Raw genomic sequence first — 23572 nt, forward strand, 5'->3', positions numbered from 1 at the left:
TTTAGTACTCCACGCCGGTTTGGGTGCGCAGCGCCTCTAGGGCCGCCAGACCATCAAACCCATCACCAGCAATCGCTTCGGCCCATGCATTTTCATGCACAGATGCAGCGGATTTGATCGATTCAAGCAATTCTGCCGGCGCATCGGAGATTTCGATACCGGCCTCTGCCAGCTCAACCAACGCAGCTTCGTCCGCGGCGTTCCATGCCGCGCCGACCAATTGGGCAAAGGCTTCGCCGGAAATCGCTTCGATTGCGGCCTGATCCTCGGGCGAAATACCGTCCCAAGCTCCTTCGTTCATCACAAGGAACCATGTGGTGTTATATAATCCACCCGGCACACGGGTCGTGTACTGCAGATCATCGGTCAATTTGAACGCGGTGACTGCTTCGTAGGTGAACATCGCGCCATCAATGACGCCGCGCGACAGTTTTTCAAAAACCTCACCAGATGACATAAACAAGGTTTCTGCGCCCAGATCCCCCATCAAATCCGCGATATAGCCGCCGGGAACACGCATTTTCAGCCCGGCAATATCGGCCATTGATTGGATTTCGCGGACATTGTTATGCATCACGCCCGGACCATGGACAAACAGGCCCAGCAGCTTCACACCTTCATGTTCGGCCTGCGCGTCCAGTTGACCCGCATAAACATTCCAGAACGCGGTCGACCCAGCGACGGCATCATCCCCTGTGAACGAAAACTGGCCGATCCGCGACCGGGTAAAACGATCATCCGTTGTAAACGAATGCAGGCCATAGGTGATGTCTGCAATGCCTTCTACGGCCATGTCGAAATGCGCAGGTGGCGCGCCCAGTGATTTGGACAGGACCCGCACATTCACGCGCCCCTCTGTTACTTCTTCGACCTGCTCTGCCCAGGGTTTGATTGCGTTGACAACAATCGGATGGCGCGCAGGCAGCCAGCTGGACATTGCCAAAGTTGTGTCTGCAAATGCAAATGAGGATGTCAGCATTGACGCCCCAAGCACGGCTCCGGCGGCAGAGCGTGCCGCCGTTTTCAGTGTCATTTTCATGATCAAGTGTCCTCCCAGACCTTTTGATGTCTTCCGTGAGCCGGGCCAATTCCGTCCTCGCCGAATTGGCCCCTATCCGAAACGCGCCCTAGAAATGAACAGAACAGGCCACATGCGGAAATCTCGACTCCAGTCTTTGTTGCAATCGCAACGAAGTCAACTTTTTAATTGCATATGCAACGAAACTGCGTCCAAATGCACCAATCCCAACAGGAAGGTAACAATCCATGCCACAGACGCTGCCCGACTTTGATCTGGATCGGTATTTACCTTATCGCATGACCGTTATTGCCGCGCGGCTGAGCAATGATATGGCGCGGGAATATAAAGAGAAATTCGGCATTTCGATTCCAGAATGGCGGGTTCTGCTGAATTTGGGATATTCGGGTTTTGTGTCCATCCGCGATATAGAAAAGCGCGTAAATCTGGAAAAATCAAAGGTGAGCCGCGCCGCAAGTCGGCTGGAAGCCAAGGGGTTTTTGACCAAAGAAGTGGACGCCCAGGATCGCAGATTGCTGAAATTGGCGCTAACATCTGATGGGATCGACCTGCTGTCGAAACTGATTCCAATCGCCACAGAATACCAAGATAAGCTGGAAACCGCGCTGGGAGATCAGACCGAAACGCTTCAGGATGCGTTGGATTGTTTGATGCGCAGCACCCAAACTGCTGACGCTAGTGGCCCAAGTTAATCCGCGCGTTCGCGCCCCGTATGGGCCTTAACCGCAACCAGCAACGCGTGTAATCCCTGTTTCAGCGCCACCATGTCGTCAGGCTCGATCGCATCTAAAATGTCCTGAGATTGCGCCTGAACCTCTGGAAACACTTTTGCAAACAGCGCCTGCCCGGCATCGGTGCACGTATAAAGCCGCAAACGACGATCCTGCCCGGAAATGCAACGGGTGATCAGATCCTTGTTTTCCAACCTTTGCGCGGCCCGGCTGACCTGGACTTTGTCCAATGTCGTACGCCGGGACAATTCCAACGACGTTAACTCTCTGGCTTCGGCCAGCAGAAATAACAGCCGCCATTCCTCTCGGGATAAACCATATGTGCGCCCATAGACGTCCACCAATTTTTGCGAAAACGATTCAGCGGTGACCGCCAATAAGTAAGGAAAGTAAGTCTCAAGCTGCATGTCGTCTCCACTTGGTAGGCAGAATACATCGTTGCAGGCGCAACGAATTGACCTAAATCAAACCATATCCCCACCCAATTTGGCAATCATTGCAAACGCAATAAGCCGGAGAAGCCCAATGATGACCCCGAATTTGAAAATCGATCACATCCACCACGTGGCTTATCGCTGCAAAGACACCAAAGAAACAGTCACATTTTATACGGAAATGTTGAACATGGATTTTGTGCTGGCCATCGCCGAAGACCACGTTCCATCCACCCACGAACCCGACCCTTATATGCATCTGTTTCTGGGTGCCGGAAACACGCCGACTGGCTTCATGCCAAAGAGCTGAGCAAAGATCGATTTCAGCGCCTTGGGTTTGCGCTGCATCTGTGATCGCAGCGGGCCTCTGTGACCTGAGTCCCCCTTGCGGCGGTTGTGATTTGATGCCACCACAGCATCAGCAAAGGAGCCGTCATGAAACTGGCCTATATCATGAGCAGCCGCCGCGGTGGCACGGATCGCGTTTTGGGGGAATTTGCAGCGCTCTGCGAACAGCAAGGCGTGAAATTGGCCGGCGTGGTTCAGACCAATACGGAATGCGCGCCCAGCCATTTATGTGACATGGACGTGCGGGTTTTGCCGGATGGGCCCGTTTTGCGTATTTCCCAATCTTTGGGTGCTGGGTCCAAAGGATGCCGGTTGGACGCCTCTGTATTGGAAGAGGCCGTGGGCCACGCCAATGCATCCCTCAGCGATGATGCCCAATTGTTGTTGATCAACAAATTTGGCAAACGCGAAGCCGAAGGTCACGGATTCCGCGCTGTTATTTCTGATGCAGTTTTGCGCGGTATTCCTGTGGTTTTAGGCGTGAATGACGCCAACCTTGCGGCTTTTCTGGACTATGCGGACGGCATGGCCGATCGCCTGAATGACAACGTTGATGACCTGCAGAAATGGTATTCGAAAAACGCCACTTAACTCAGCGTTTCCAGCAACTTATCCAGACCTAACTGCAATACATCCTGCGCTTTCTCTTTTGAGGATGCTTCGACATAAAGTCGTAGTTCCGGGGCATTCCCAGAGGGTCGCAGATGCAGTGTCACTCCGTTTTTCAGGATCACACGCATCCCGTCAGTCAGGTCCAGCTTAACCTCTGTTGATCCGGCAAAGCGCACAAATTCCGCGCGGGCGGCTGCGTCATTCACCAATGTCGCAACCAACGCGTTGGACCGTTGCGTCGCGATATTTTGCAATCTGTCCGCGGCTGTAAACACCGCTGGTTCCTGCGCCACCAACTGGGATAATGTCTGCCCCTTGGCCGCGTGTAAAACCGAAACGATTGGCAAAAAACTGTCGCGGGTCATCAACGGCATCAACGCACCGGCTGGGCCTTGGGCCTCATATCCGAGCAAAAATCCGCCATTGGCCTCATAGCCGGCGGTTTTGGCATCCGCCAATTCCTGCATCCCTGCAATCACATAAGGTGACCCGATTTTCGTTAACGAAACGCCTGAGAAAGCCTTTTGCAAAACACCCGAATTGGATGATATTGGCGTCACAATCCGGTCTGCACCCAGAACAACGCTGGTGATTTGCCCCAAAATATCCCCGGCAATCACCTGACCTGTTTCATCCGTCACCATAGGCCGATCGCTGTCCCCGTCGGTGGACACAATTGCATCCAACCCGTGTTCCTGCGTCCAGCCTGCCAGCATGGCCCCGATTTCTGGGTCATAAGCCTCTGTATCGACGGGGATAAAAACCTCAGAACGTCCCAGTTCAACCACATCGGCCCCCAGCAATGACAACAGCGTCATCAACAGATCGCGCCCGACCGCTGAATGGGTGTAAACCCCGATCCGGCGCCCAATCAGCGCATCCACACCAAAGGCCCGCACATATCGATCAACAAATTGCGCGCCCGCATCGGATTGCGCAATTGCCTTGCCGGGATTGGGCGCGTCGCCATTTTGCCCGAGATGATTGAGAATGGCCTGTTCGTCCTGCTTTAGGATTTCGCCCGCTGTGGAATAGAATTTCAGCCCATTGCGATCCGCCGGAATGTGGCTGCCGGTCACCATGATGGCCCCTGCCCCTGCGGCCCCCGCGGCCAACGCCAATGCGGGTGTCGGCAATGCCCCGCATCCATAGATGTCAACGCCCAGCGCCCGCGCCGTTTGCCCGACGATTGCGGCCATATCTGGCGACGATGCCCGCAAATCATGCCCAATAAACAGCCCGGTTCCCACGTCGCAACTGCGCAAAAAAGCCCGCGTATAATCCGCGATCAAATCGGGTGTCATGTCGACCACCAACCCACGCAGCCCGCTCGTTCCGAATTTCACAGCCATGGTCTAACCCTTTGTCAAATCTCGTAATAGTCGCGATACCAGTCCACAAAGGCCTGCACACCGTGCTGAATATCAGTTGTCGGGACATATCCGGTCAGTTCGTTTAGCAACCCTGCATCGGCCCAGGTGGCAGGCACATCGCCCGCCTGCATCGGCATCATATTGCGGATCGCCTTGCGGCCCAGCGCCTTTTCGATGGCATCAACAAAATCCAACAACGGCACAGAATTGGAATTGCCCACATTCACCGCCCGCCAAGGCGCAACCGTCGACAAACTGTCACCATCAGGCGAAACGCCATCATCAGGGCGCACCGGCGGTGTGTCGATCAACAGCCGAATACCCTGAACCAAATCAGTGACATAGGTAAAGTCCCGCTGCATTTCACCATTGTTGTAGATATCAATCGGGTCGCCGTTCAGGATCGCCTTGGTGAATTTGAACAGCGCCATATCCGGGCGCCCCCACGGGCCATAAACCGTAAAGAAACGGAACATCGTGATCGGCAAATCGTACAAATGCGCATAAGAATGCGCCATCATTTCATTGGATTTCTTGGTCGCCGCATAAAACGACATTTGGGTGTCGACTTTGTCGGTTTCACGATACGGCATGTCCGTATTGGCCCCGTAAACCGACGATGTGGATGCCAGCAAACTGTGGCGCGGCGGATAGGCACGGATTGCCTCTAGCAGTTCAAATGTGCCGACCAGATTTGCCTCGACATAGGCGCGCGGATTGTCGATCGAATACCGCACCCCGGCCTGCGCCGCCAAATGCACAACCACATCAAACCGATATTCCTCAAACAGATCCATCAGGCGGTTTGGCTCTTCGATTTTAGCCGTGATCGCCGTAAAAGAAGGGTTTTGCAGCAGCATAGATTGGCGACGTTGTTTAAGCGCAACATCATAATAATCGTTCAAACTGTCGATCCCAACAACGCGGAACCCATCCGCAAGCAGCCGCGTACATAGGTGAAAACCGATAAACCCGGCCGCACCGGTGACAAAAGCAACAGGTTGGGGTGCAGGCGTGGTCATAAAGTGTTCCTTGTCAATCATCTGGGTCAATCATCGGGGCATCAAACCGGGCTGCAAAACAGATCTAACCCGCAAAATCATATGCCCCAGCCCCAGTGGCGTCACAAGCCTTTTCAGATGTCACAGTCGGTGTGCGGAGATTCTGAACAACGCGAAACATAAGCAAACCAGACAAAGATGGTTGAATTTTATGCAAGTGCAGCATGGGTCGTTAACCCTTCGTTAGGCATTATCTAGACTCAGCGCTCTTAGATTGCGACGTTGGGTCAATGTCCATGTGGGCGGCAAATGAGGATGGATGGGGCGATGAAACCAACGGAATACTCGGAATTACGGTTCCAGATTGCAGCGCCTCAGATCGCACCCCCCCAGATCGCAACGTCACAACGCAAGCCAGTGCCACGCACGTTTTATGCATCATTTGGCAAACGTATCTTTGACATTGTGCTGGCTTTGGCCATTTTGCCGCTGATCACGCCGATCATCTTGGGTGTGTGGATGATGGCGCGGCGTGATGGGGGCCCTGGCCTGTTTGTGCAGGATCGCGTTGGGCTAAACGGCACAACCTTTAAATGCCTTAAAATACGGTCCATGGTGCATGATGCGGACCGGAAACTGACCCAGTATTTAGACCAAAACCCTGACGCCGCCGCTGAGTGGCACATCAATCAGAAACTACGCCACGACCCACGGATCACGGCATTTGGGAAATTCATCCGCGCCACCAGTCTTGATGAGCTGCCACAGGTTTTCAACATCCTCAAAGGTGAGATGAGCTTTATCGGGCCGCGCCCGTTTATGCTAAACCAAGAGGCGCTGTACCGACAGGCCAACGGGACCGGCTATTACCAATTGCGCCCCGGAATTTCGGGTCCATGGCAGGTCAGTGGGCGCGGCGAAACCAGCTTTGCGGATCGGGCGGATTTTGACAATGAATATTACCGCAATCTGTCGTTTCGAACCGATATGAAACTGGTTTTCCAAACGTTTAAGGTGCTGGCGCAACGCACTGGGCATTAGCGTCCCCTGCGTCCCGATCTGATTGGTCCTCGGGCAGGTAGTCACCGACAGAGTTGCCTTTTGGTGGCTTAGATTACTGCACTATATCGGTTGTTAACGGATTTGTGTTGATCTGCGACAATCGCCCAACGCTAGCTGGCCAAGAAAAACAGGATCAATTTGCATGGCCCGGTTTCAATTTGCACAAAAAGAACATTGTGTTCTTGCCCCACTCAACGCCATAAACACCTATGTTTGCTTCATTTCTTAAGAAACTGTCACAGCGGCAGGACGTCGATTTTCCAACCATTTCCCCGGATGAACCATTGCAGGTCATTGGGGATATTCACGGGCGGCTTGATCTTTTGGATGCGTTGCTGGGCAAAATCGACCCCAAGATGAAAACCATTTTTGTCGGCGATTACACCGATCGCGGCGATCAAAGCGAAGCCGTGCTGCGCCGCCTGATGCAGCTGACCACAGATCCCAACAGAGACGTGACCTGCTTGGTTGGCAATCACGATGAAATGCTGCTCAACTTTATGATGGAGCCGGATCGGGGACATGGGACGTGGCTGCGCCATGGCGGGTTGCAAACGCTTGCATCTTTTGGGGTGCCGCTGACCCCAAACCCCAAACCCGAACACATCGCCGAGGCTGTGTTCAAACTTCGCGAACGGGCCGGTCCAGATATGATCGATTGGCTATCAAATCTACCGGTTTTGGTTCAATCAGGAAACGTGTGTATCCTGCATGCAGGGGCGGACCCCACCCTGTCCATCGAAAGTCAGCCGTCGGGGACGCTGATTTGGGGGCATCCAAATTTTGACCGGACCCCTCGAAAAGACGGCATTTGGGTGGTGCATGGCCATACGATTGTCGACCAGCCCCTGATCCGTCAGGGTCGCATCAGCATCGACACCGGGGCCTATGCAACCGGGCACCTGACCGCCGCCGTAATCACCGACGGTCAGGTTCATTTTATATCGACCTAGGCGGGGTTAACTTTGGCCAAACGTCGGCGTTCTTCTCGTGAAAAGAACACGTCATAAAACACCGGCGCTGCGACCAATGTCAGGACAGATGCAAACGCAAGCCCCCCCATGATTGTCACAGACATCGACACAAAAAACGCATCGCTCAGCAAGGGAGCCATGCCAAGGATTGTCGTGGCCGCCGCCAAAACAACCGGGCGCAGACGCGATGTGCTGGCCTGAACAATTGCGTCGCGCAAAGGAAGTCCGGTCGCACGGACCAGATCGATTTCCTCAACCAAAACAATGCCGTTTTTGATCAACATCCCAGACAGGCTCAGCAGGCCCAAGAGCGCTGTAAAGGAGAACGGCAAACCGGTCCCCAACAGACCAATTGCCACGCCATTGACCGACATCGGCACCAATAGCCAGATGATAATGGGTTGCTTTAACGCATTGAACAACAAGATAGAAATCAACACCATGATCAGGATCGAAACTGGCAATTGCCCCCCAAGACTGGCCTGAGCTTCGCGGGAATTTTCATATTCCCCCCCCCATTCCATCTTATAGCCGATGGGCAATTCCATCGCTTCGACCGCGCTTTGGATTTGGGTCTGCACGGCGGCTGCATTGACCCCGGCGCGCACCCCAGCATTCACCGTAATCGTCAATTGACGGTCCCGGCGATGTACCAAAGTGTTCTGAACTTCTGCGCTTAGACCATCGACCACCTGTTCAATCGGGATCACCCGACCGGATTGCGGCGACACCAGAACTTGGTCCAGCAAGGTCAGGTTTGACTCCTGTGGCAGGCGGAAAATGATCGGGATCAGACGATCCCCTTCGCGGTAGGTCCCGCCACGTGTCCCTTCGGTGGCAAATTCCAGCGTTGCGGCAATGTCTTCGCGATCAATCCCCGCAGTTTGCGCCCGTTCGGTTGCATAAATCGGTTTGATCACCAATTCCTGTTCCCGCCAATTGGTCCGCAAATGTTCCAGATCAGAACTGGCCGATTGCATCCGAACCATCGCCTCTCGTGCCAAGGATCGCAGCACCGCCGGGTCCGATCCAGAGAACCGCGCCTGAATGGGCGCGCCCCCACCGGGACCAAAGACCAGACGTTCTGTGCGGAACTCTCCGTCTGCCAGATATTGGGCGCTGAACGCTTCTAAATCGGCCTGCAATGCGGGAATTTGGTCCAGATTTTCTGTGCGAATGATCAGATGACCATAGGATTGGTTCGCGTCAGCGGATTGATATGTCAGCATAAACCGCGTCGCGCCATTGCCCATAAAGGACGTCACAGACACCACTTCTTCTCGGGTGGCCAACCAGTCTTCGACGCGCGATAGATCCTCAGACACCGCATGGATCGACGTGCCTTGCGGCAGTTTGTAATGGGCAAAAAACAGCGGCGTGTTGCTGTCCGGGAAAAACTGCTGTTTGACCTGACCAAAGCCGATGAAACACACCACGGTTAGTCCCAGCAAGGCCGCGATCACCAACCAGCGCAGACGCAATGCCAAACGCAGCACCGCACCATAAGCCCGGAACAACGGCCCGCCATAGGCATCGCCGCCGCCTTCTTTGGCTTGCTTAAAGAAGTAATGGCCCAACAAAGGCGTCACCGAAACGCCCAACACCCATGACAGCATCAACGAGATACCGATCACCGCAAAGAGCGAGAACAAAAATTCACCTGTCGCATCCGGGCTAAGCCCGATCCCGGCAAAAGCCATGATCCCAATCACCGTTGCCCCAAGCAATGGGATTTGGGTTTTCTGGGTGGCTTCGTCCGCGGCTTCGCGGGATGTTTTGCCACGCATCATGCCCACTTGCATGCCTTCGGCGACCACAATGGCGTTGTCGACCAACATGCCCATCGCAATGATCAATGCGCCCAGCGAAATCCGTTCCATTTCAATGGAAAAGATCGCCATGAAAAACAGCGTGCCAACCACAGTCAGCAACAATGTCGCGCCCACCACAATCGCCGCACGCCAGCCCATGGCCAACGCCAAAACGGCCACCACAATCGCAACGGACATGGCCAGATTGACCAAAAATGCGTTTGATGCTTCGTCCACGACAAGGTGCTGTTGATAGATCGGGTGCAATTCGACCCCTACGGGAATGTCGGCCTGCAATTCCGCCAGCCGCGCATCCACGCGATTGCCAACTTCGACGATGTTTTCATCCCCCAGCCCGGCGATGCCGATGGCAAAGGCTTCTGTGCCGTCGAACCGGATCATCAACGATGGATTGGACACCCGCCCCCGGCTGACATTGGCAACATCCACGACGTTCAAAATCTCGCCACCGATTCCGACACTTAGCCCGGAAATGGCCGACACGGATTCTGATCCGTCCGGAGCTTGGATAATGGTGCGGGTGCGGCCAGTATCAGATGCGCCAGCCCCCACAACCGAGTTGGAATTCGCAATGGCCGCCTGAATGGTCTGGGGGGCGATTTGTTGGTTCACCATCAATGACAGATCAGGTTCCACAAAAATCGCTTCGTCGGGCAGACCGGACACATTCACATCTGCAACCCCGTCAACGGCCAGCAATTCCCGTTGCAGGAAAGTCGCCATTTGGTGCTGTTCCTGGTCACTATAGCCTTGGGCGGTCACCGCGTAATACAGGCCAAACACGTCCCCAAACCCATCATTCACAAACGGAACCTGCGCGCCTTCGGGTAGGTTTCGCGCGGCATTATCCACCTTGGCACGCAAACGCGTCCAGACATCCGGCAATTCGGATCCGTCAAAGGTGGGTTTGACTTCGACCGTAATCAGGGAAAATCCGGGCTGATTCAGCGACGTGATTTTGTCGACCTCCCCCATTTTCTGGATCGCCGCCTCTAGCGGTTCGGTCACTTCGCGCGCGACTTGTTCTGCCGTGGCGCCGGGATATTGCGTTGAAACCACCGCAACCTTGATCGTAAAGGCCGGGTCTTCTAGACGGCCCAGATCGTTAAATCCCCAAAGCCCGCCAAACAGCGCCCAAAGCATGATCATCCAAGTGTATAGCGGTCGCTCAATCGCGAAACGTGCAATGCTCATCTGGGTGCGCCTTAATTTGCAAAGCCAGCGAAACGACGCACAATTGCGCCGTCGCTGAGCAGTTGAACACCCGCGATGATGATTTCATCCCCGATATTTAGTCCGTCCTGAACGGCAAATTGACCATCAGGGGTGGGTGAAACAGTGACCTTGCGGGCCTCTACATGGCCTTGGTCATTGGCATCCTCGACAAAGACAAACGCCATGACAGTCCCGTCCGATTGCGGGGCCAGCGCGGATGTGGGAACGATAATCCCCGTGGGTCCGCCCTGAATGCGCACATGCACGGTCACGGATGAGCCGGGCAAAACCACCAGATCTTTGGGGGGTTCCATGCCAAATGTGATGCGAAAGGTTTGGCCGATTGCGGAGCTTTCGGCGTTATATTCACGGATTTCCAACGGATAAAGCTGATCTGTGACGGGAAAATCCGCCCAGATTTCCACATTTGGTTCGCGCCCTGCCCGCTGAAACAAGATTTCGGGCACGTCGATATCCACCCGCAATTCAGACATGTCATGCAGCCGCACAACGGGGGTTCCCGCGCTGATCGTTGCAAAATTTGGAACGTTCCGCGTGGCAACCAACGCATCAAACGGAGCATAAAGTGACGCATGATCAATAGCATATTCTGCGTTGCGCACAGCAATCGCGGTCAATGCGGCCTGGGTTTCCGCATCGTCGCGCGCCACCTGACTGACAGAGTTTCCTGACAATTGCCCCAACCGCGCCACCGTGCGATCCGCCTGTTCCTTTTGCAACCGTGCCTGATCCAACGACAATTGAAACGTCTCTTGGTCCAGCTGTGCAATCAGCCCGCCCCTAGGGACGGTTTCACCCTCTAAAACCGGGAAATCGACGATCTGGCCACCGACCTGAAACGCGAAGTCAACCGTCTGACGGGCAACAACCTGACCAAAAAACTGTCGTTCAAATGACAATTCGCTCGCTTCTAGCATTTGCGTTTTGACCGGGCGGATCACCGGGTCTGTACTGTCTTGGGCCAATAGCGGCCCATGGACAAATGTGAACACAACGGCGAGGGTCGGTAGTATTTTCATGTCAGGACCTTTTGGCAAATGGACTACAAGCTGGCGCAGTTTTGCAGTCTGGTCTGGGCAACATAGATACTGAACTGAATAGTTCAATTGCCACCGCGCAATTTATTTCAAACCCTTTGGGATAACCTCGTATCCCTGCTCTTCTGGCTCTTGGTCTGTCATTTGCGCTGGAAAACCGGGCGCGCGAATCTCCAACCCCGTCGCATCCTCTAACCGCCTGATAATATTAGGGGACCATTCCCGCGGCCGAAACGGTCTATCCCATCATCGATGATGCCCATCAGCAGAGGATTGATATCCAGCGGCACACCAGCGCGATCGGCAACATCCTGAAACAGGCCAATATCCTTTTTCACCAAATCCATCGTAAACGAAATATCACGTGACCCATTCAAAATGACCTGACTTTCGGTTTCATGCACAAAGGACGTGCCCGACGAAATTTTAATCGCCTCATAGGTGGTGTTCAGGTCCATTCCGGCGGCTTTTGCGGTGACCAATGCCTCGCAACAGGTCAACAAATTGGCCGTTGCCAGATAATTGGTCATCACCTTTAGGATCGACGCGGATCCCAGATCACCCGTATGCAGCACCCGTCGCCCCATGGTGGTCAGCAATGGCAATATCCGTTCAAACGTCGCACGATCACAGCCCGCAAAAATCGAAATGTTACCCGTATCCGCCCGGTGGCAGCCCCCCGATACCGGGCAATCCACCGCCGCACCACCGCGCGCCATCACCAATGCGCCCAACCGTTTGACCTCGGCTTCGTCGGTTGTGGACATTTCCAGCCAAACCTTGCCCTTGGTTATTTCCGGCAGCATCTGATCCATGACCGCCTCGCTGATCTCTGGGGACGGCAAACAGGTGATCACCACATCACAATCGCGCATCACCGCCTTGGCTGACCCACCGTTTTGCGCGCCAAGGGCCACAAACCGCTCGACCAGATCATTCTGCACATCAAAGACCCGCAAATGATGTTTGTTGCGCAGCAAACTTCCGGCAAGCTTGCCCCCCACATTCCCCAAGCCGATAAATCCAATATTCATGATGCCCTCCGAAAATTTGAGATTTAACTTCAGCCTGTTTGCAATAGCGTCAGATCGAATGCCCTTTCACGACCTGATCTGGTCGCGAACACACCAATTTTTACAATTCCTGCCCTATGAAACTGGTACTTTCGCCGCAAAGGTATGGATTTTCCCTATATTTAGCGGGGCGCGCGCTCTGTTCATTAATGTGGGTTCACGATAAGTTTAGAAAAACAAGACAAACCAAACATGACCATCGAGCGAACGACCAAAGCAGATCCATCGTGAACATGACGCAACGCCCTCTTAAGCTTCCTGGCGCTCAAAAGCGCGACGTGCGGACCCAGTTTGCGGCGATTGCGTATCGCATCCGCAAAGACAAACCCGAAATTTGCCTGATCACCAGTCGCGGAACGGGGCGTTGGATTGTGCCCAAAGGCTGGCCGATGCCCGGCATCACCCCGCAGGACGCCGCCGCCACCGAAGCCTGGGAAGAAGCCGGCCTGGAAGGGCGTGTGCATCCTCAGCCATTGGGGTTGTTTTCCTATGATAAGGAACACGAAGGAGAGCAGCTTCCGGTGATTGCGGTTGTTTATGCGATGCGGGTCAAAAAGGCGCATTCGACATGGCCTGAATCCCATCAACGACGTCGCAAATGGTTTACCCCGCGCAAAGCCGCGTCCAAGATTTCAGACCCGGAACTGCGTCACATTATCCGTAATTTTGACCCGCGACATTTACGTTGATAACCTTGCGCCCCTGTCAAACCCGTTTAATGATGCACCAATGAACACGCGCAACCAAACATGATCCGCTATTCCTTGAAATGCGATGATGGCCACAGCTTTGACAGCTGGTTTCAATCTGCTGCGGCCTATGACAGCCTGCATCGCGCAGGACATTTGGCATGTGCCGTATGTGGGTCGACCAAGGTCGAGAAAAGCCTCATGACCCCGCGCGTCGCCCCAAAGGAACGTGCGGCTGCCCCCCCACAACCCTCACTTTCTGAACCGGCAGATCACGATCAGGCAAAACTGGCTGATCTGCGTAAAAAGGTCGAAGAAAACTCAGAATATGTCGGGGGTGAATTCGTGTCACAGGCACGGGCAATGCATGACGGCGACGCACCAGAACGCGCCATTTACGGAGAGGCCAAACCCGAAGAGGCCAAAAAACTGATCGAAGATGGCATTCCCGTCGCACCGCTGCCGTTTATGCCCAAACGTAAAACCAATTGATGTCAGCTCTGATACCGAGTGCAAATTGTGGCCTGTGTATTTCAGACCAATATGACTGGGGTTTTTCTGACAAATCAGGCCATGCTACCGGTTTTGCCTCGTACCAAGGCAGGAAAATTGCAATCAAAGAAATCGCAGCAGGGTTAATTTAACGATTCAAAGCACTTAGCATCGAAAGAACTGGGTGTTTTGAAGCCAGAGATAGCAACGTTCATCCTTTTTTGAGCGCAGTTAGAAACTGTTAACTCGCGGTACCCCAAAATAAAGACAGTGATTCTGTAAAACGTCTTTTTTGGTGCGAAATGCGATATCGATCTAACCGACTTCCGTCTCAGACTCTTGTAAACTTGCGCCGCGAAACAGGCGTGGTTTTGGGTGATTTGCGCAATATTTCTCAGGGCGGAGCCCGGGTTCACGGGGTTGAGCTTGAAGCAGGGGAAAAATTGACCATGGAAATGGACGACCTCATGTTTCCATGTTGGGTCATCTGGGCACGCGATAATATGGCGGGTATCCGGTTTGATAAAATGATCACCCCGTCACAAGTTTCGCTTTTGCGACAGGAACGTAGCGGGCCATCAACCAACCAGCGCCCTTTGCGCAGCTTTGGAACGCGCCATTAGCTGGGTTCGTCGTCGGGTTCGATCAGATAGCGTTGCAGCGACATGATCTGCACCCAAAGAAATACAAACAACACCGCAGGAAACGCAAAGGTTTCCAACGTGACCCACACATCATCGCTCTGGGTGCGCCAAATGATTTCGTTTGCGACGGCCATCGCTGCGAACATCGCGCATAAACGCCGAGTAAGGATCATCCACCCCTCGCGTTGCAGCGGCAGAAATTCCCCCATCACATATTCCATATATGATCGGCCACGCAAAAGTCCGATACCCAAAAGCGCGGCTAAAACACCATAAACAATGGATGTTTTCATCTTAAAGAATTTTTCATCATTAAAATACGCGGTCAATCCACCAAAGAAAATGACCATAAATGCGGTGAACAATTGCATTTTGGATAGCTTGCCTGTGAGGAACCACAGCGCGCCCATTGCCGCCAATAGCATGGGGACCAGTATCAGTGCCGCAACAATGAAACCGGAATATTCTGTCCCCAAAATCACAAAGTTTTCGTCTTTGATCTTAAGGTAGATCACAAAGAACAAAATCGTGGGACCAAGTTCAAGAACTTGCTTGAGGACGGGATTGATTTGTTTTTCAGCCATGTGCCTTATGTAACCGTGATACGGCTTGAAAACAGCCCTTATTGCAGTTTGGTGCGTTTATTTTCTGGGTGGCAGCCCAACCCATCCATACAAACACAATCCCCTGTGCGAGATTGCAAAAGTGCAAGCAATATCGGCAATGGATACTCGCTCACCTCAAACCAGGTTGAAAAATGACAATTCACGTTTCGTTGTGATTGGCGGATCTATTCCAATCCGGTCAAAGCTTTGGCGAAATCTTCTGGATCAAATGGGGCCAGGTCATCTATTTGCTCACCCACACCAATCGCGTGGATTGGCAGGCCGAACTTATCCGCCAATGATACCAAAACCCCGCCCTTGGCCGTTCCATCCAATTTGGTCATGACCAACCCTGACACATCGGCCAACTCTTGGAATGTTTTGACCTGGCTCACCGCATTTTGGCCGGTTGTGGCATCCAAAACCAACAACGTGTTATGCGGGGCATCCGGGTCCTTTTTCTGAATGACGCGGACAATTTTGGACAATTCTTCCATCAGGTCTGCCCGGTTTTGCAATCGCCCTGCAGTGTCGATCATCAACAAATCGGCCCCATCTGCTTGGGCTTGGGTCAATGCATCAAAGGCCAGGCTGGCAGGATCGGACCCTTCTGGCGCGGTCAAAACCGGCACGCCAGCGCGATCCCCCCAAACCTGCAATTGTTCGACAGCCGCAGCCCGGAACGTATCCCCTGCGGCAATGACCACATGTTTTCCTGCGGCCTTAAATTGACTGGCCAATTTCCCGATCGTCGTGGTTTTTCCGGATCCATTCACCCCAACAACCAACACCACTTGGGGTTTGGTCGGGTAGATCGGTAATGGTCGGGCCACAGGCTCCATGATGCGCGCCACTTCTTGCGCCATCAATTGTTTAACCTCTTGGGACGACAGTCGTTTTCCCATTCTGCCTTCGGCCATATTGGCGGTGACACGCAGGGCCGTATCCACGCCCATATCCGACGTGATCAGCAGCTCTTCGAGTTGTTCCAGCATGTCATCGTCCAGAACCCGACGCATAACCTGAGGTTCAGTTCGCCCAATGATGCGGCTCATCAATCCGGGTTTCACGGGCGTTTCAACGGGATCCTCTTGCACCAACGAAGGGGGCGTCAAAGCGGGCGCGGTTGGCTGTGGCGCGATGGAAACCTCATCAGTATCTACGTCTTTGACGTCATCCTCGGCAGCAGCAGGCGAAACAGGCGCGGGTTCGGGCGCGGGTTTCTCTGCGATGTGTGGTGTGGGCACCTCAACGTCGGAAACCGGGTCTGTCTCACCACCTTCGCTGACAATCGCATCCAACCCCTCTTCGAGTTTCGAAGACGAGCGGAACAACCGATCTTTGAGTTTCTTAAAAAATGCCATGCGCGATCTAGCCTGTCCGTCTGAAAATGCCCAAATCCTACGGTTTCGGGTGGGTATATGGTTTTGTTACACCTAATCCTGCGCACCCAAATTTGAAAGAGCAGGCGCAAGTCGGCACAGCTTATCCCCCGCCTAGCGCCAAGAAAAGTGCACATTGCGCCGCGATATATGTGATCCAAACCATTTTTGACAGGACCCAGCGGACTTTGTGCCCGTCAGGAAGGATAAAAATTTCGATTGATAGGATGAGATCGGACAAAATGAACATCACCGCACCCAAAGTTGCCAACATCATTGATCCCGGCAATCCCAACGCCGCAATTCCCATCGCTAAAATGATCACGATATAAATGCGCACCGGCCATTTTAACCCGTCCGTTTTGGGGATCAGCCATATTTCCGTCGAGGCGCCCAACATCATGAAGATGCCAAACAGCCCCCAATTGGGTGCGGCGGTGAACGGGATCATGATGCTGAGATAAGCGAGATGCGCCCCGGCAAAGGCCAGCATCCCCAAAAGAAAGGCGTTTTTTCCCGCGCGGGATAAGGCAAAATCCCCAGCTGCTGACAGAGCCAAACCAGCAACCAATAAAGGGGGGCTCCCTTCTGCCCAAGCGGCCAGCGCAAACAATGCCAATGGCAGCGTTTTACGGATTGATCTGTTCCAGCGTATTTTTCGCGATGTGCGTGGCAAATACAAAATTGCCATCACGCATCCGACCGAAAACAATATTGCAGGGTGAAAAATCTGAGCCATGTCCACAGCTTAGACCTTTCACCGCTGAATGTCTTATACCTCGTCGGGGAAATGACGCATGGTCAGACGGATCGGATTTGGGGCCGCCTGACCCAATCCGCAAATGCTGGCGTCACTCATTGTTGTGCATAATTCTTCCAACAATTCCTGGTCCCAGCGGTCAGCTTGCATCAATTTAACCGCCTTTTCACAGCCCGCGCGACAGGGCGTACATTGACCGCAGCTTTCATCTTCAAAGAACCGAAGCATGTTCAATGCGGCGTCTTTGGCGCTGTCTTGATCAGACAAAACCACCACGGCAGCGGACCCAATAAACGTGTCATGGGGTTGCAATGTGTCAAAATCCAGCGGCACATCGTTTAAGGATGCGGGCAGCAATCCCGACGAAGGCCCCCCGGGTTGATAGGCCTTAAACTGATGCCCATCCAGCATTCCACCAGCGGCGTCTATAATGTCGACGATTGTGGATCCCGCCGGCAGCAAATGCATCCCGGGCTGTTTGACACGCCCTGAAACAGAGAAACTGCGCAAACCTTTGCGACCGTTTTTCTCAACAGAGTTAAAGACTTGCGGGCCAGAGCGGGTGATTTGCGCGACCCAATACAGCGTCTCGACATTGTGCACCAATGTCGGGCGATTAAAAATCCCAACTTGCGCGACAAAAGGTGGGCGATGACGCGGCAATCCACGTTTACCTTCGATGGATTCGATCATCGCGCTTTCTTCGCCACAGATATATGCCCCAGCCCCGCGGCGCAGATCGATATATCCGGGTTCCACCAGACCGGACTGTTCCAACGCTTTGATTTCACGTCGCAAAATTTCAAGAACGGCGGGATATTCGTCGCGCATATAAATGAAACATGTTTCTGCTTCGACCGCATGGGCCGCGATCAACATGCCCTCAAGGAACATGTGAGGCTCGCGTTCCAGATGAAACCGGTCTTTGAATGTGCCCGGTTCGCCTTCGTCCCCGTTGACGGCCAAATAGCGAGGCCCGGCTTCTGCGCGCACAAAGCTCCATTTGCGGCCAGAAGGAAACCCGGCCCCGCCCAGCCCGCGCAGACCGGCTTCAAGCAAAGTATCCTGCAGCGCATCCACATCCCCGTTTGCACGGAAATCGACCAGTTTTTGATAACCCCCATCGGCAGAATAGGCCGCAAAGTCCTGATAATCCGGGATAATCGGATGGGTATCGTCTGCTTGGATTGCCGCTAGAACTTTGTCAAATGTGGCGTGATCGATGTGATTATGACCCAATTCCAATGTTGGCGCCGTGTCACAACGCCCCATGCATGGTGCCCGCAAAACCCGCACCTCTGTTGGATCAAGCCCGTCTGTAAGCGCCTGTTGTAACGCCTGCGCCCCGGCCAGTTCACATGACAGAGAATCGCACACCCGAATGGTTAATGCAGGTGGCACAGGCGCGTCTTCTTTGACGACATCAAAATGCGCATAAAAAGTCGCGACTTCGTAAATTTCAGCCTGAGAAATGCGCATTTCTTCGGCCAATGCGCGTAAATGCGCGGCCGACAGATGCCCATAAGCATCCTGAATCAAATGCAAATATTCAATCAGCATGTCGCGACGGCGTGGGGAATCGCCCAGCAACGTCTTAACCTCAGACCAGGATTGGTCATCCAATTGACGACCTTTGGGCGTTTTACGACCCTTTCCCTTGCCAGATTTCCAGACCCCTTCGCGATTATCCAAGGCCATTGCGGCGCTCCTCTTGATATATTTTGGACAGGTTAGCGTGCGCAAACCGATCACAACCATGCAAAAACGACAATGTTACGTGCCCCCACGAAGCCAAATCACGCTTGAGAGGAAACGAATTTATGCTATGGGCAATTTATGACCCTGCGCATGACCCTTTTTGCCGTGATTTCATCCCTGCCGGTGTTTCTCATCAGCATTGCCGCGATTTGGGGCGGATGGTGGGTGCTGGCGGCGTTTTTCTATCAAACCGCGTTGGCGGCTTTGCTGGATGAACTGGTTGCACTGACCCTATCCGAAGACCCCGACCGGGAATTCCCAGCCGCGGATCCCCTATCAGTGTTTCTGGCCGTCGCGCATTTCTGGATACTTGCGATCTGTATTGCTGCCCTTTCAGGGGATACTGGCCTGACTCTATGGGAAAAAATCCCGCTATTCCTAGCCTCGGGGCTGTTTCTGGGTCAGGTGAGCAATTCCAACGCTCATGAACTTATTCATCGTGGTGCCCGCCCCCTGCATCGGTTGGGGAAATGGGTCTATATCACGTTGCTGTTTGGCCATCACACCTCGGCGCATCCTTTGGTCCATCACATTCATGTGGCCACGGACCAGGACCCCAATTCCGCCCGCAAAGGCGAATCCTATTATCGCTTTGCCAAACGCGCCTGGATTGGTTCCTTTGTTGCCGGATATCGGGCCGAAACCGTTCGGTTGGCGCGGATCAAGCGGCGCAAATGGCACCACCCCTATATTTTATACCTCAGTGGTGCCGGATTGATGATGGCACTGGCCTATCTCGGTCATGGCATTCCTGGGCTGATTTCCCTGTTTTTGTTGGCAGGCTTCGCCCAAAGCCAATTGCTGATCTCTGACTATGTTCAACATTACGGGCTGCGCCGAACCATTCTGGCAAACGGCAAACCCGAACCTGTCTCAGATGGCCATAGTTGGAACGCAAGGCATTGGTTTACCTCATCTTTGATGCTGAATGCGCCCCGTCATTCTGACCATCACGCGCATCCAGCCCGTCCCTATCCGCAGCTCCGTTTGACATCGGAAATGCCACAATTGCCGCGCTCATTGCCAGTGATGGCGACCTTGGCATTGTGGCCAAAACACTGGAAACGGGTCATGGATCCATTGGTTCAACACCAGCAAGACGCGCAAATCCGGCAACGCCCCGCCGGGCATGATATTGTGGACTAGGCAACCGCCGTGCACTTGTGACATCTTATGCCCATGTTACGTTTTGCTCTCATTCTGCTGGCTTGCCCGGCCATTGCAGACACCCCGATGAATGCCTCTGAATTTGAGGCCTTTTCAAAAGGCCGCACGTTAACCTTTGGCATTGACGGCGAAAACTATGGTGTAGAACGTTATTTGCCCGGCCGCCGCGTGATCTGGTCCTTTTTGGACGGTCAATGCGAACAAGGTTATTGGTACGAAGAAAATACAAGCATCTGTTTTGTCTACAACTTTGAACCCGAACCACAATGTTGGCAGATGTTTGAAACCGCGACGGGCATTCGCACGATTTTTATGAACGATCCCCAAACCACCGCGACGTATCAAATCTCTGAGGACCAAGAACCCCTTATTTGCAACGGACTTGGTGCCTAAAACAAACTGCCTTGGTCCGGTTTAGGCGCTGCGGGTGGTTTTGGATTTGGCTTTTTAGACAGCGATTTCGCGGGCTCGGTTGACCCCAGCGCAATTCGGCCATCGGCAAACTCAACCTCAATATTGGTGGCTTTCTTAGCGGTTTTGGTATCGGTGATGACGTTCCCATCCCCGCGCACCACGGCATATCCCCGCTTAATCGTTTCCCGATATCCCAATGTTTCACGCAGTCGATCCAGTGACATCAGCCGATTTGATAGATCTGACAACGTTTGATCCATGGGGCGTTTCAATCGCCCCGCCACATCCTTGATCTGCCCATCAAACCGCGTCATTCGATCCGTCACCAATTGGGGGCGCATCCGGTTTGCCCATTGATCCAATCGATCATTGCGACGTTCAACAATCCGGCTCAGTGCGGGGGCAAGCCGCTGGTCGCGGGCCGCCAAATCCCGCTGGGATTGCTGCAGCTTTGCCATCAGAATACCGGGCCGCAAGGGTCCGGATTTATCCTGCAACTTCAATCGCTTTCGATCCGTAGTTGACATCAACGCGTTAGGAAGCCTGTGATCCATCACATCCAATCTCTGCCGGGATGTCTGTAACAATGTTTCGGGTTTGGGCAATGCCCGCGCCACATCCCGCAGACGTTGTTCCCGGCGGGTCAATGCATCGTTCAGCCCGCGCGTTAGTCGCGCGCCTTGTTCGTCGACCCAAGCCATCAATTCACGTCGAACCGGGACCGCCAATTCCGCCGCCGCCGTTGGGGTTGGCGCACGTTGATCGGATACAAAATCGATCAATGTTGTATCTGTTTCATGCCCCACGGCCGAAATGATCGGAATGTCAGAGGCCGCCGTGGCGCGAGCGACCACCTCTTCGTTAAAGCCCCACAAATCCTCAATCGATCCGCCGCCGCGGGCCACAATGATCAAATCCGGACGCGGCAAAGCCCCACCGGGTGTCATTTTGTTAAAGCCATTGATGGCATTGGCCACATCGCCCGAACAGGCCTGCCCCTGCACAGCCACGGGCCAAACCAGCACTTTGCGTGGAAACCGGTCGCGCAACCGATGCAGGATATCGCGGATCACCGCACCGCTGGGCGATGTCACAACGCCAATAATTTCAGGCAGATAGGGCAGTTTTTTCTTACGATCTTCGTCAAACAATCCCTCAGCGGCCAATGCTTTTTTGCGTTTTTCCAACATCGCCATCAGCGCGCCGACACCGGCGACAGTCACCTCTACGGCGTTCAACTGATATTTGGATTGGTTACCAAATGTCGTCATTTTGCCCGACACGACCACTTCCATCCCCTCTTCGGGGACGACGGACAGGCCGGATACCTGACCTTTCCATGTGGTGCAGGCCAAAACGGATCGATCATCCTTTAGGTCAAAATACAAATGGCCCGATCGCGCATGCATGACCCGCCCGACTTCTGCTTTGACCCGCACATAGCTGAATTCGCCCTCAATCGTGCGTTTCACCGCGCCGGACAATTCAGAGACAGTAAATTCAGGTGTATTTTGCCCCGCAATGGGGTCATCAAACAGATCGGACATAGCTAATTTTGGTCGCCTCTTGTGCAGCACTGTTGCAGACCTTAGAACGCCAGCAATCCAAGGCCAAGCGGGGACATCATGAATATTCTGATCTTAGGTAGCGGCGGGCGCGAACATAGCCTCGCTTGGGCAGTGAAACAAAATCCGAAATGTGATCGTTTGATCGTCGCGCCGGGCAATGCTGGGATCGCCCAAATCGCGGAATTGGCTGATATCGACATTCTGGATGGCGATGTTGTCGCCAGCTTTGCCGAAGAAAACGCGATTGATTTTGTGATCGTCGGACCAGAAGCGCCCTTGGCCGCGGGTGTCGCGGATACGCTGCGTGCCGCAGGGCTGGCGGTGTTTGGTCCCTCACAAAAGGCCGCCCAGCTGGAAGCATCCAAGGCGTTTACCAAAGCAATCTGTGATGCGGCAAACGCCCCAACCGCGGCCTATGCACGGTTTACAGATGCCGCCCCCGCGCGTGACTATGTCACCGCCCAAGGCGCGCCGATTGTAATCAAAGCGGACGGTCTGGCCGCTGGTAAAGGCGTGATTGTGGCCATGGATATGGACACAGCCTTGGCGGCCATCGATGACATGTTTGACGGTGAATATGGCGATGCCGGCGCCGAAGTTGTGATCGAAGAGTTTATGGAAGGCGAAGAAGCATCGTTTTTCCTTTTGGTCGACGGGGAAACCGTTCTGCCCATCGGCACAGCCCAAGACCACAAACGCGCCTTTGACGGCGACAAAGGGCCGAATACTGGCGGCATGGGGGCCTATTCGCCCGCGCCAGTATTGTCCGATGAAATCGCCGATAAGGCATTGAATGAAATCATCAAACCGACCATGGCCGTCATGGCCGCGCAGGGCATGCCCTATCAAGGTGTGCTATATGCTGGCCTGATGATCAAAGACGGCCAACCCCGTTTGGTGGAATATAATGCGCGATTTGGCGATCCTGAATGCCAGGTTCTGATGATGCGGCTAGGTGCTCAGGCGCTGGATCTGATGCTGGCCTGTGCAGATGGGCGTCTGTCAGAAAAAACCGTCAATTGGGCGGATGATCATGCCCTAACCGTTGTGATGGCGGCTGACGGCTATCCGGGATCATATGAAAAAGGCAGCGTGATCAACGGGCTGGATGCATTGCCCGAAACCAGCTTTGAGATGTGTTTTCATGCGGGCACCAAAGAGGTGGACGGAGATATCACCGCGATTGGTGGGCGGGTTTTGAACGTGACCGCACGTGGCGCAACTTTGGCCGAGGCACATGCCAATGCCTATGCAATGGTTGATCAGATCGAGTGGCCCGAAGGGTTCAACCGCACCGACATTGGCTGGCGCGCGCTCTGATCGCGCCGTCAATGTTCGAAT

The 23572-nt window shown here is 53.8% G+C and carries 21 protein-coding genes and 2 pseudogenes; 11 read left to right on the forward strand and 12 right to left on the reverse strand.

Going from position 1 to position 23572, the window contains the following annotated elements; genetic code table 11:
• Position 1 precedes the first annotated feature (1 nt).
• Positions 2–1039, reverse strand: coding sequence for a TRAP transporter substrate-binding protein (locus AB1F12_RS11635; protein ID WP_368184518.1), 1038 nt, complete (start codon positions 1037–1039; stop codon positions 2–4).
• A gap of 227 nt (positions 1040–1266) precedes the next feature.
• Here AB1F12_RS11635 and AB1F12_RS11640 point away from each other — a divergent pair, with 227 nt between their 5' ends.
• Complete coding sequence (locus AB1F12_RS11640) at positions 1267–1731, forward strand: MarR family winged helix-turn-helix transcriptional regulator (RefSeq protein ID WP_368184519.1); 465 nt, start codon at positions 1267–1269, stop codon at positions 1729–1731.
• Here AB1F12_RS11640 and AB1F12_RS11645 read toward each other — a convergent pair.
• A complete protein-coding gene (locus AB1F12_RS11645; RefSeq protein WP_368184521.1) occupies positions 1728–2177 on the reverse strand; it encodes a MarR family winged helix-turn-helix transcriptional regulator in 450 nt (149 codons plus the stop codon). The two genes, AB1F12_RS11640 and AB1F12_RS11645, sit on opposite strands and share 4 nt — an antisense overlap.
• Before the next feature lie 133 nt (positions 2178–2310).
• Here AB1F12_RS11645 and AB1F12_RS11650 point away from each other — a divergent pair.
• Both AB1F12_RS11650 and AB1F12_RS11655 read left to right on the forward strand, forming a co-directional pair.
• Positions 2311–2484, forward strand: a pseudogene (locus AB1F12_RS11650) (VOC family protein); the annotation flags it as partial.
• 155 nt (positions 2485–2639) lie between these two features.
• Positions 2640–3143: a DUF2478 domain-containing protein gene (locus tag AB1F12_RS11655; protein WP_368184522.1), complete on the forward strand. Its 504-nt coding sequence runs from the start codon at positions 2640–2642 to the stop codon at positions 3141–3143.
• Here AB1F12_RS11655 and AB1F12_RS11660 read toward each other — a convergent pair.
• Both AB1F12_RS11660 and AB1F12_RS11665 read right to left on the reverse strand, forming a co-directional pair.
• Entirely contained in the window at positions 3140–4516 is a 1377-nt protein-coding gene (locus tag AB1F12_RS11660; RefSeq protein ID WP_368184524.1) for a phosphomannomutase, read from the reverse strand. The two genes, AB1F12_RS11655 and AB1F12_RS11660, sit on opposite strands and share 4 nt — an antisense overlap.
• Before the next feature lie 14 nt (positions 4517–4530).
• Positions 4531–5559, reverse strand: coding sequence for an SDR family NAD(P)-dependent oxidoreductase (locus AB1F12_RS11665; RefSeq protein ID WP_368184526.1), 1029 nt, complete (start codon positions 5557–5559; stop codon positions 4531–4533).
• Between the two features lie 306 nt (positions 5560–5865).
• Between AB1F12_RS11665 and AB1F12_RS11670 the strand changes: the two genes are divergently transcribed.
• Complete coding sequence (locus AB1F12_RS11670) at positions 5866–6579, forward strand: sugar transferase (protein ID WP_368184527.1); 714 nt, start codon at positions 5866–5868, stop codon at positions 6577–6579.
• A 230-nt stretch (positions 6580–6809) separates the two neighbouring features.
• Complete coding sequence (locus AB1F12_RS11675; protein ID WP_368184528.1) at positions 6810–7553, forward strand: metallophosphoesterase; 744 nt, start codon at positions 6810–6812, stop codon at positions 7551–7553.
• Here AB1F12_RS11675 and AB1F12_RS11680 read toward each other — a convergent pair.
• The 3 genes and pseudogenes from AB1F12_RS11680 to AB1F12_RS11690 all read right to left on the reverse strand — a co-directional run bounded on the left by AB1F12_RS11680 (position 7550) and on the right by AB1F12_RS11690 (position 12713).
• Entirely contained in the window at positions 7550–10600 is a 3051-nt protein-coding gene (locus AB1F12_RS11680) for an efflux RND transporter permease subunit (protein WP_368184530.1), read from the reverse strand. The genes AB1F12_RS11675 and AB1F12_RS11680 overlap by 4 nt on opposite strands.
• 11 nt (positions 10601–10611) lie before the next feature.
• On the reverse strand, positions 10612–11661 hold the full coding sequence (locus tag AB1F12_RS11685; RefSeq protein ID WP_368184531.1) for an efflux RND transporter periplasmic adaptor subunit: 1050 nt from the start codon (positions 11659–11661) through the stop codon (positions 10612–10614).
• Positions 11662–11763: 102 nt separating this feature from the next.
• A pseudogene (locus AB1F12_RS11690) lies at positions 11764–12713 on the reverse strand (NAD(P)-dependent oxidoreductase).
• A gap of 317 nt (positions 12714–13030) precedes the next feature.
• Between AB1F12_RS11690 and AB1F12_RS11695 the strand changes: the two are divergent.
• The 3 genes from AB1F12_RS11695 (at position 13031) to AB1F12_RS11705 (ending at position 14556) form a co-directional block, all read left to right on the forward strand.
• Positions 13031–13441, forward strand: coding sequence for an NUDIX hydrolase (locus tag AB1F12_RS11695; RefSeq protein ID WP_368184533.1), 411 nt, complete (start codon positions 13031–13033; stop codon positions 13439–13441).
• A 60-nt stretch (positions 13442–13501) separates the two neighbouring features.
• Positions 13502–13933, forward strand: a complete 432-nt coding sequence (locus AB1F12_RS11700; RefSeq protein WP_368184534.1) for a DUF1178 family protein — start codon at positions 13502–13504, stop codon at positions 13931–13933.
• A gap of 302 nt (positions 13934–14235) precedes the next feature.
• Complete coding sequence (locus tag AB1F12_RS11705; protein WP_368184536.1) at positions 14236–14556, forward strand: PilZ domain-containing protein; 321 nt, start codon at positions 14236–14238, stop codon at positions 14554–14556.
• Here the strand turns inward: AB1F12_RS11705 and AB1F12_RS11710 are convergent.
• The 4 genes from AB1F12_RS11710 to AB1F12_RS11725 all read right to left on the reverse strand — a co-directional run bounded on the left by AB1F12_RS11710 (position 14553) and on the right by AB1F12_RS11725 (position 19022).
• Positions 14553–15161 carry an inner membrane-spanning protein YciB gene (locus AB1F12_RS11710; RefSeq protein ID WP_368184538.1) on the reverse strand — a complete coding sequence of 203 codons (609 nt, stop codon included), beginning with the start codon at positions 15159–15161 and terminating at the stop codon, positions 14553–14555. The genes AB1F12_RS11705 and AB1F12_RS11710 overlap by 4 nt on opposite strands.
• Before the next feature lie 206 nt (positions 15162–15367).
• Positions 15368–16546, reverse strand: coding sequence for a signal recognition particle-docking protein FtsY (gene ftsY / locus AB1F12_RS11715; protein WP_368184539.1), 1179 nt, complete (start codon positions 16544–16546; stop codon positions 15368–15370).
• A gap of 121 nt (positions 16547–16667) precedes the next feature.
• A complete protein-coding gene (locus AB1F12_RS11720; RefSeq protein WP_368184541.1) occupies positions 16668–17255 on the reverse strand; it encodes a lysoplasmalogenase in 588 nt (195 codons plus the stop codon).
• Between the two features lie 81 nt (positions 17256–17336).
• Positions 17337–19022, reverse strand: coding sequence for an NAD(P)H-dependent oxidoreductase subunit E (locus AB1F12_RS11725; RefSeq protein WP_368184542.1), 1686 nt, complete (start codon positions 19020–19022; stop codon positions 17337–17339).
• 150 nt (positions 19023–19172) lie between these two features.
• Here AB1F12_RS11725 and AB1F12_RS11730 point away from each other — a divergent pair, with 150 nt between their 5' ends.
• Positions 19173–20228, forward strand: coding sequence for an alkane 1-monooxygenase (locus AB1F12_RS11730; RefSeq protein ID WP_368184543.1), 1056 nt, complete (start codon positions 19173–19175; stop codon positions 20226–20228).
• A gap of 33 nt (positions 20229–20261) precedes the next feature.
• The gene (locus AB1F12_RS11735) at positions 20262–20642 is read left to right on the forward strand and encodes a hypothetical protein (protein WP_368184545.1); all 381 of its coding nucleotides are present in this window, start codon (positions 20262–20264) and stop codon (positions 20640–20642) included.
• Here AB1F12_RS11735 and xseA read toward each other — a convergent pair.
• Positions 20639–22210: an exodeoxyribonuclease VII large subunit gene (gene xseA, locus AB1F12_RS11740; protein ID WP_368184546.1), complete on the reverse strand. Its 1572-nt coding sequence runs from the start codon at positions 22208–22210 to the stop codon at positions 20639–20641. The genes AB1F12_RS11735 and xseA overlap by 4 nt on opposite strands.
• A gap of 78 nt (positions 22211–22288) precedes the next feature.
• On the opposite strand from xseA, the gene purD reads away from it, so the two are divergent.
• Complete coding sequence (purD, locus tag AB1F12_RS11745; protein ID WP_368184548.1) at positions 22289–23551, forward strand: phosphoribosylamine--glycine ligase; 1263 nt, start codon at positions 22289–22291, stop codon at positions 23549–23551.
• The last annotated feature ends 21 nt before the right edge of the window (positions 23552–23572 follow it).

Source organism: Aestuariibius sp. HNIBRBA575 (assembly GCF_040932005.1).
GTDB lineage: Bacteria > Pseudomonadota > Alphaproteobacteria > Rhodobacterales > Rhodobacteraceae > CANLNM01.

Bases quoted from the DNA above. Each gene is read 5' to 3' on its own strand.
- xseA (WP_368184546.1), bottom strand. From the start codon at position 22,210: ATGTCCGATCTGTTTGATGACCCCATTGCGGGGCAAAATACACCTGAA.
- AB1F12_RS11710 (WP_368184538.1), bottom strand. From the start codon at position 15,161: ATGGCTGAAAAACAAATCAATCCCGTCCTCAAGCAAGTTCTTGAACTT.
- AB1F12_RS11635 (WP_368184518.1), bottom strand. From the start codon at position 1,039: ATGAAAATGACACTGAAAACGGCGGCACGCTCTGCCGCCGGAGCCGTG.
- AB1F12_RS11670 (WP_368184527.1), top strand. From the start codon at position 5,866: ATGAAACCAACGGAATACTCGGAATTACGGTTCCAGATTGCAGCGCCT.
- AB1F12_RS11655 (WP_368184522.1), top strand. From the start codon at position 2,640: ATGAAACTGGCCTATATCATGAGCAGCCGCCGCGGTGGCACGGATCGC.
- AB1F12_RS11680 (WP_368184530.1), bottom strand. From the start codon at position 10,600: ATGAGCATTGCACGTTTCGCGATTGAGCGACCGCTATACACTTGGATG.
- AB1F12_RS11640 (WP_368184519.1), top strand. From the start codon at position 1,267: ATGCCACAGACGCTGCCCGACTTTGATCTGGATCGGTATTTACCTTAT.
- AB1F12_RS11685 (WP_368184531.1), bottom strand. From the start codon at position 11,661: ATGAAAATACTACCGACCCTCGCCGTTGTGTTCACATTTGTCCATGGG.
- AB1F12_RS11645 (WP_368184521.1), bottom strand. From the start codon at position 2,177: ATGCAGCTTGAGACTTACTTTCCTTACTTATTGGCGGTCACCGCTGAA.
- AB1F12_RS11660 (WP_368184524.1), bottom strand. From the start codon at position 4,516: ATGGCTGTGAAATTCGGAACGAGCGGGCTGCGTGGGTTGGTGGTCGAC.
- purD (WP_368184548.1), top strand. From the start codon at position 22,289: ATGAATATTCTGATCTTAGGTAGCGGCGGGCGCGAACATAGCCTCGCT.
- AB1F12_RS11730 (WP_368184543.1), top strand. From the start codon at position 19,173: ATGACCCTTTTTGCCGTGATTTCATCCCTGCCGGTGTTTCTCATCAGC.
- AB1F12_RS11675 (WP_368184528.1), top strand. From the start codon at position 6,810: ATGTTTGCTTCATTTCTTAAGAAACTGTCACAGCGGCAGGACGTCGAT.
- AB1F12_RS11700 (WP_368184534.1), top strand. From the start codon at position 13,502: ATGATCCGCTATTCCTTGAAATGCGATGATGGCCACAGCTTTGACAGC.
- AB1F12_RS11725 (WP_368184542.1), bottom strand. From the start codon at position 19,022: ATGGCCTTGGATAATCGCGAAGGGGTCTGGAAATCTGGCAAGGGAAAG.
- ftsY (WP_368184539.1), bottom strand. From the start codon at position 16,546: ATGGCATTTTTTAAGAAACTCAAAGATCGGTTGTTCCGCTCGTCTTCG.
- AB1F12_RS11705 (WP_368184536.1), top strand. From the start codon at position 14,236: ATGCGATATCGATCTAACCGACTTCCGTCTCAGACTCTTGTAAACTTG.
- AB1F12_RS11735 (WP_368184545.1), top strand. From the start codon at position 20,262: ATGTTACGTTTTGCTCTCATTCTGCTGGCTTGCCCGGCCATTGCAGAC.
- AB1F12_RS11665 (WP_368184526.1), bottom strand. From the start codon at position 5,559: ATGACCACGCCTGCACCCCAACCTGTTGCTTTTGTCACCGGTGCGGCC.
- AB1F12_RS11720 (WP_368184541.1), bottom strand. From the start codon at position 17,255: ATGGCAATTTTGTATTTGCCACGCACATCGCGAAAAATACGCTGGAAC.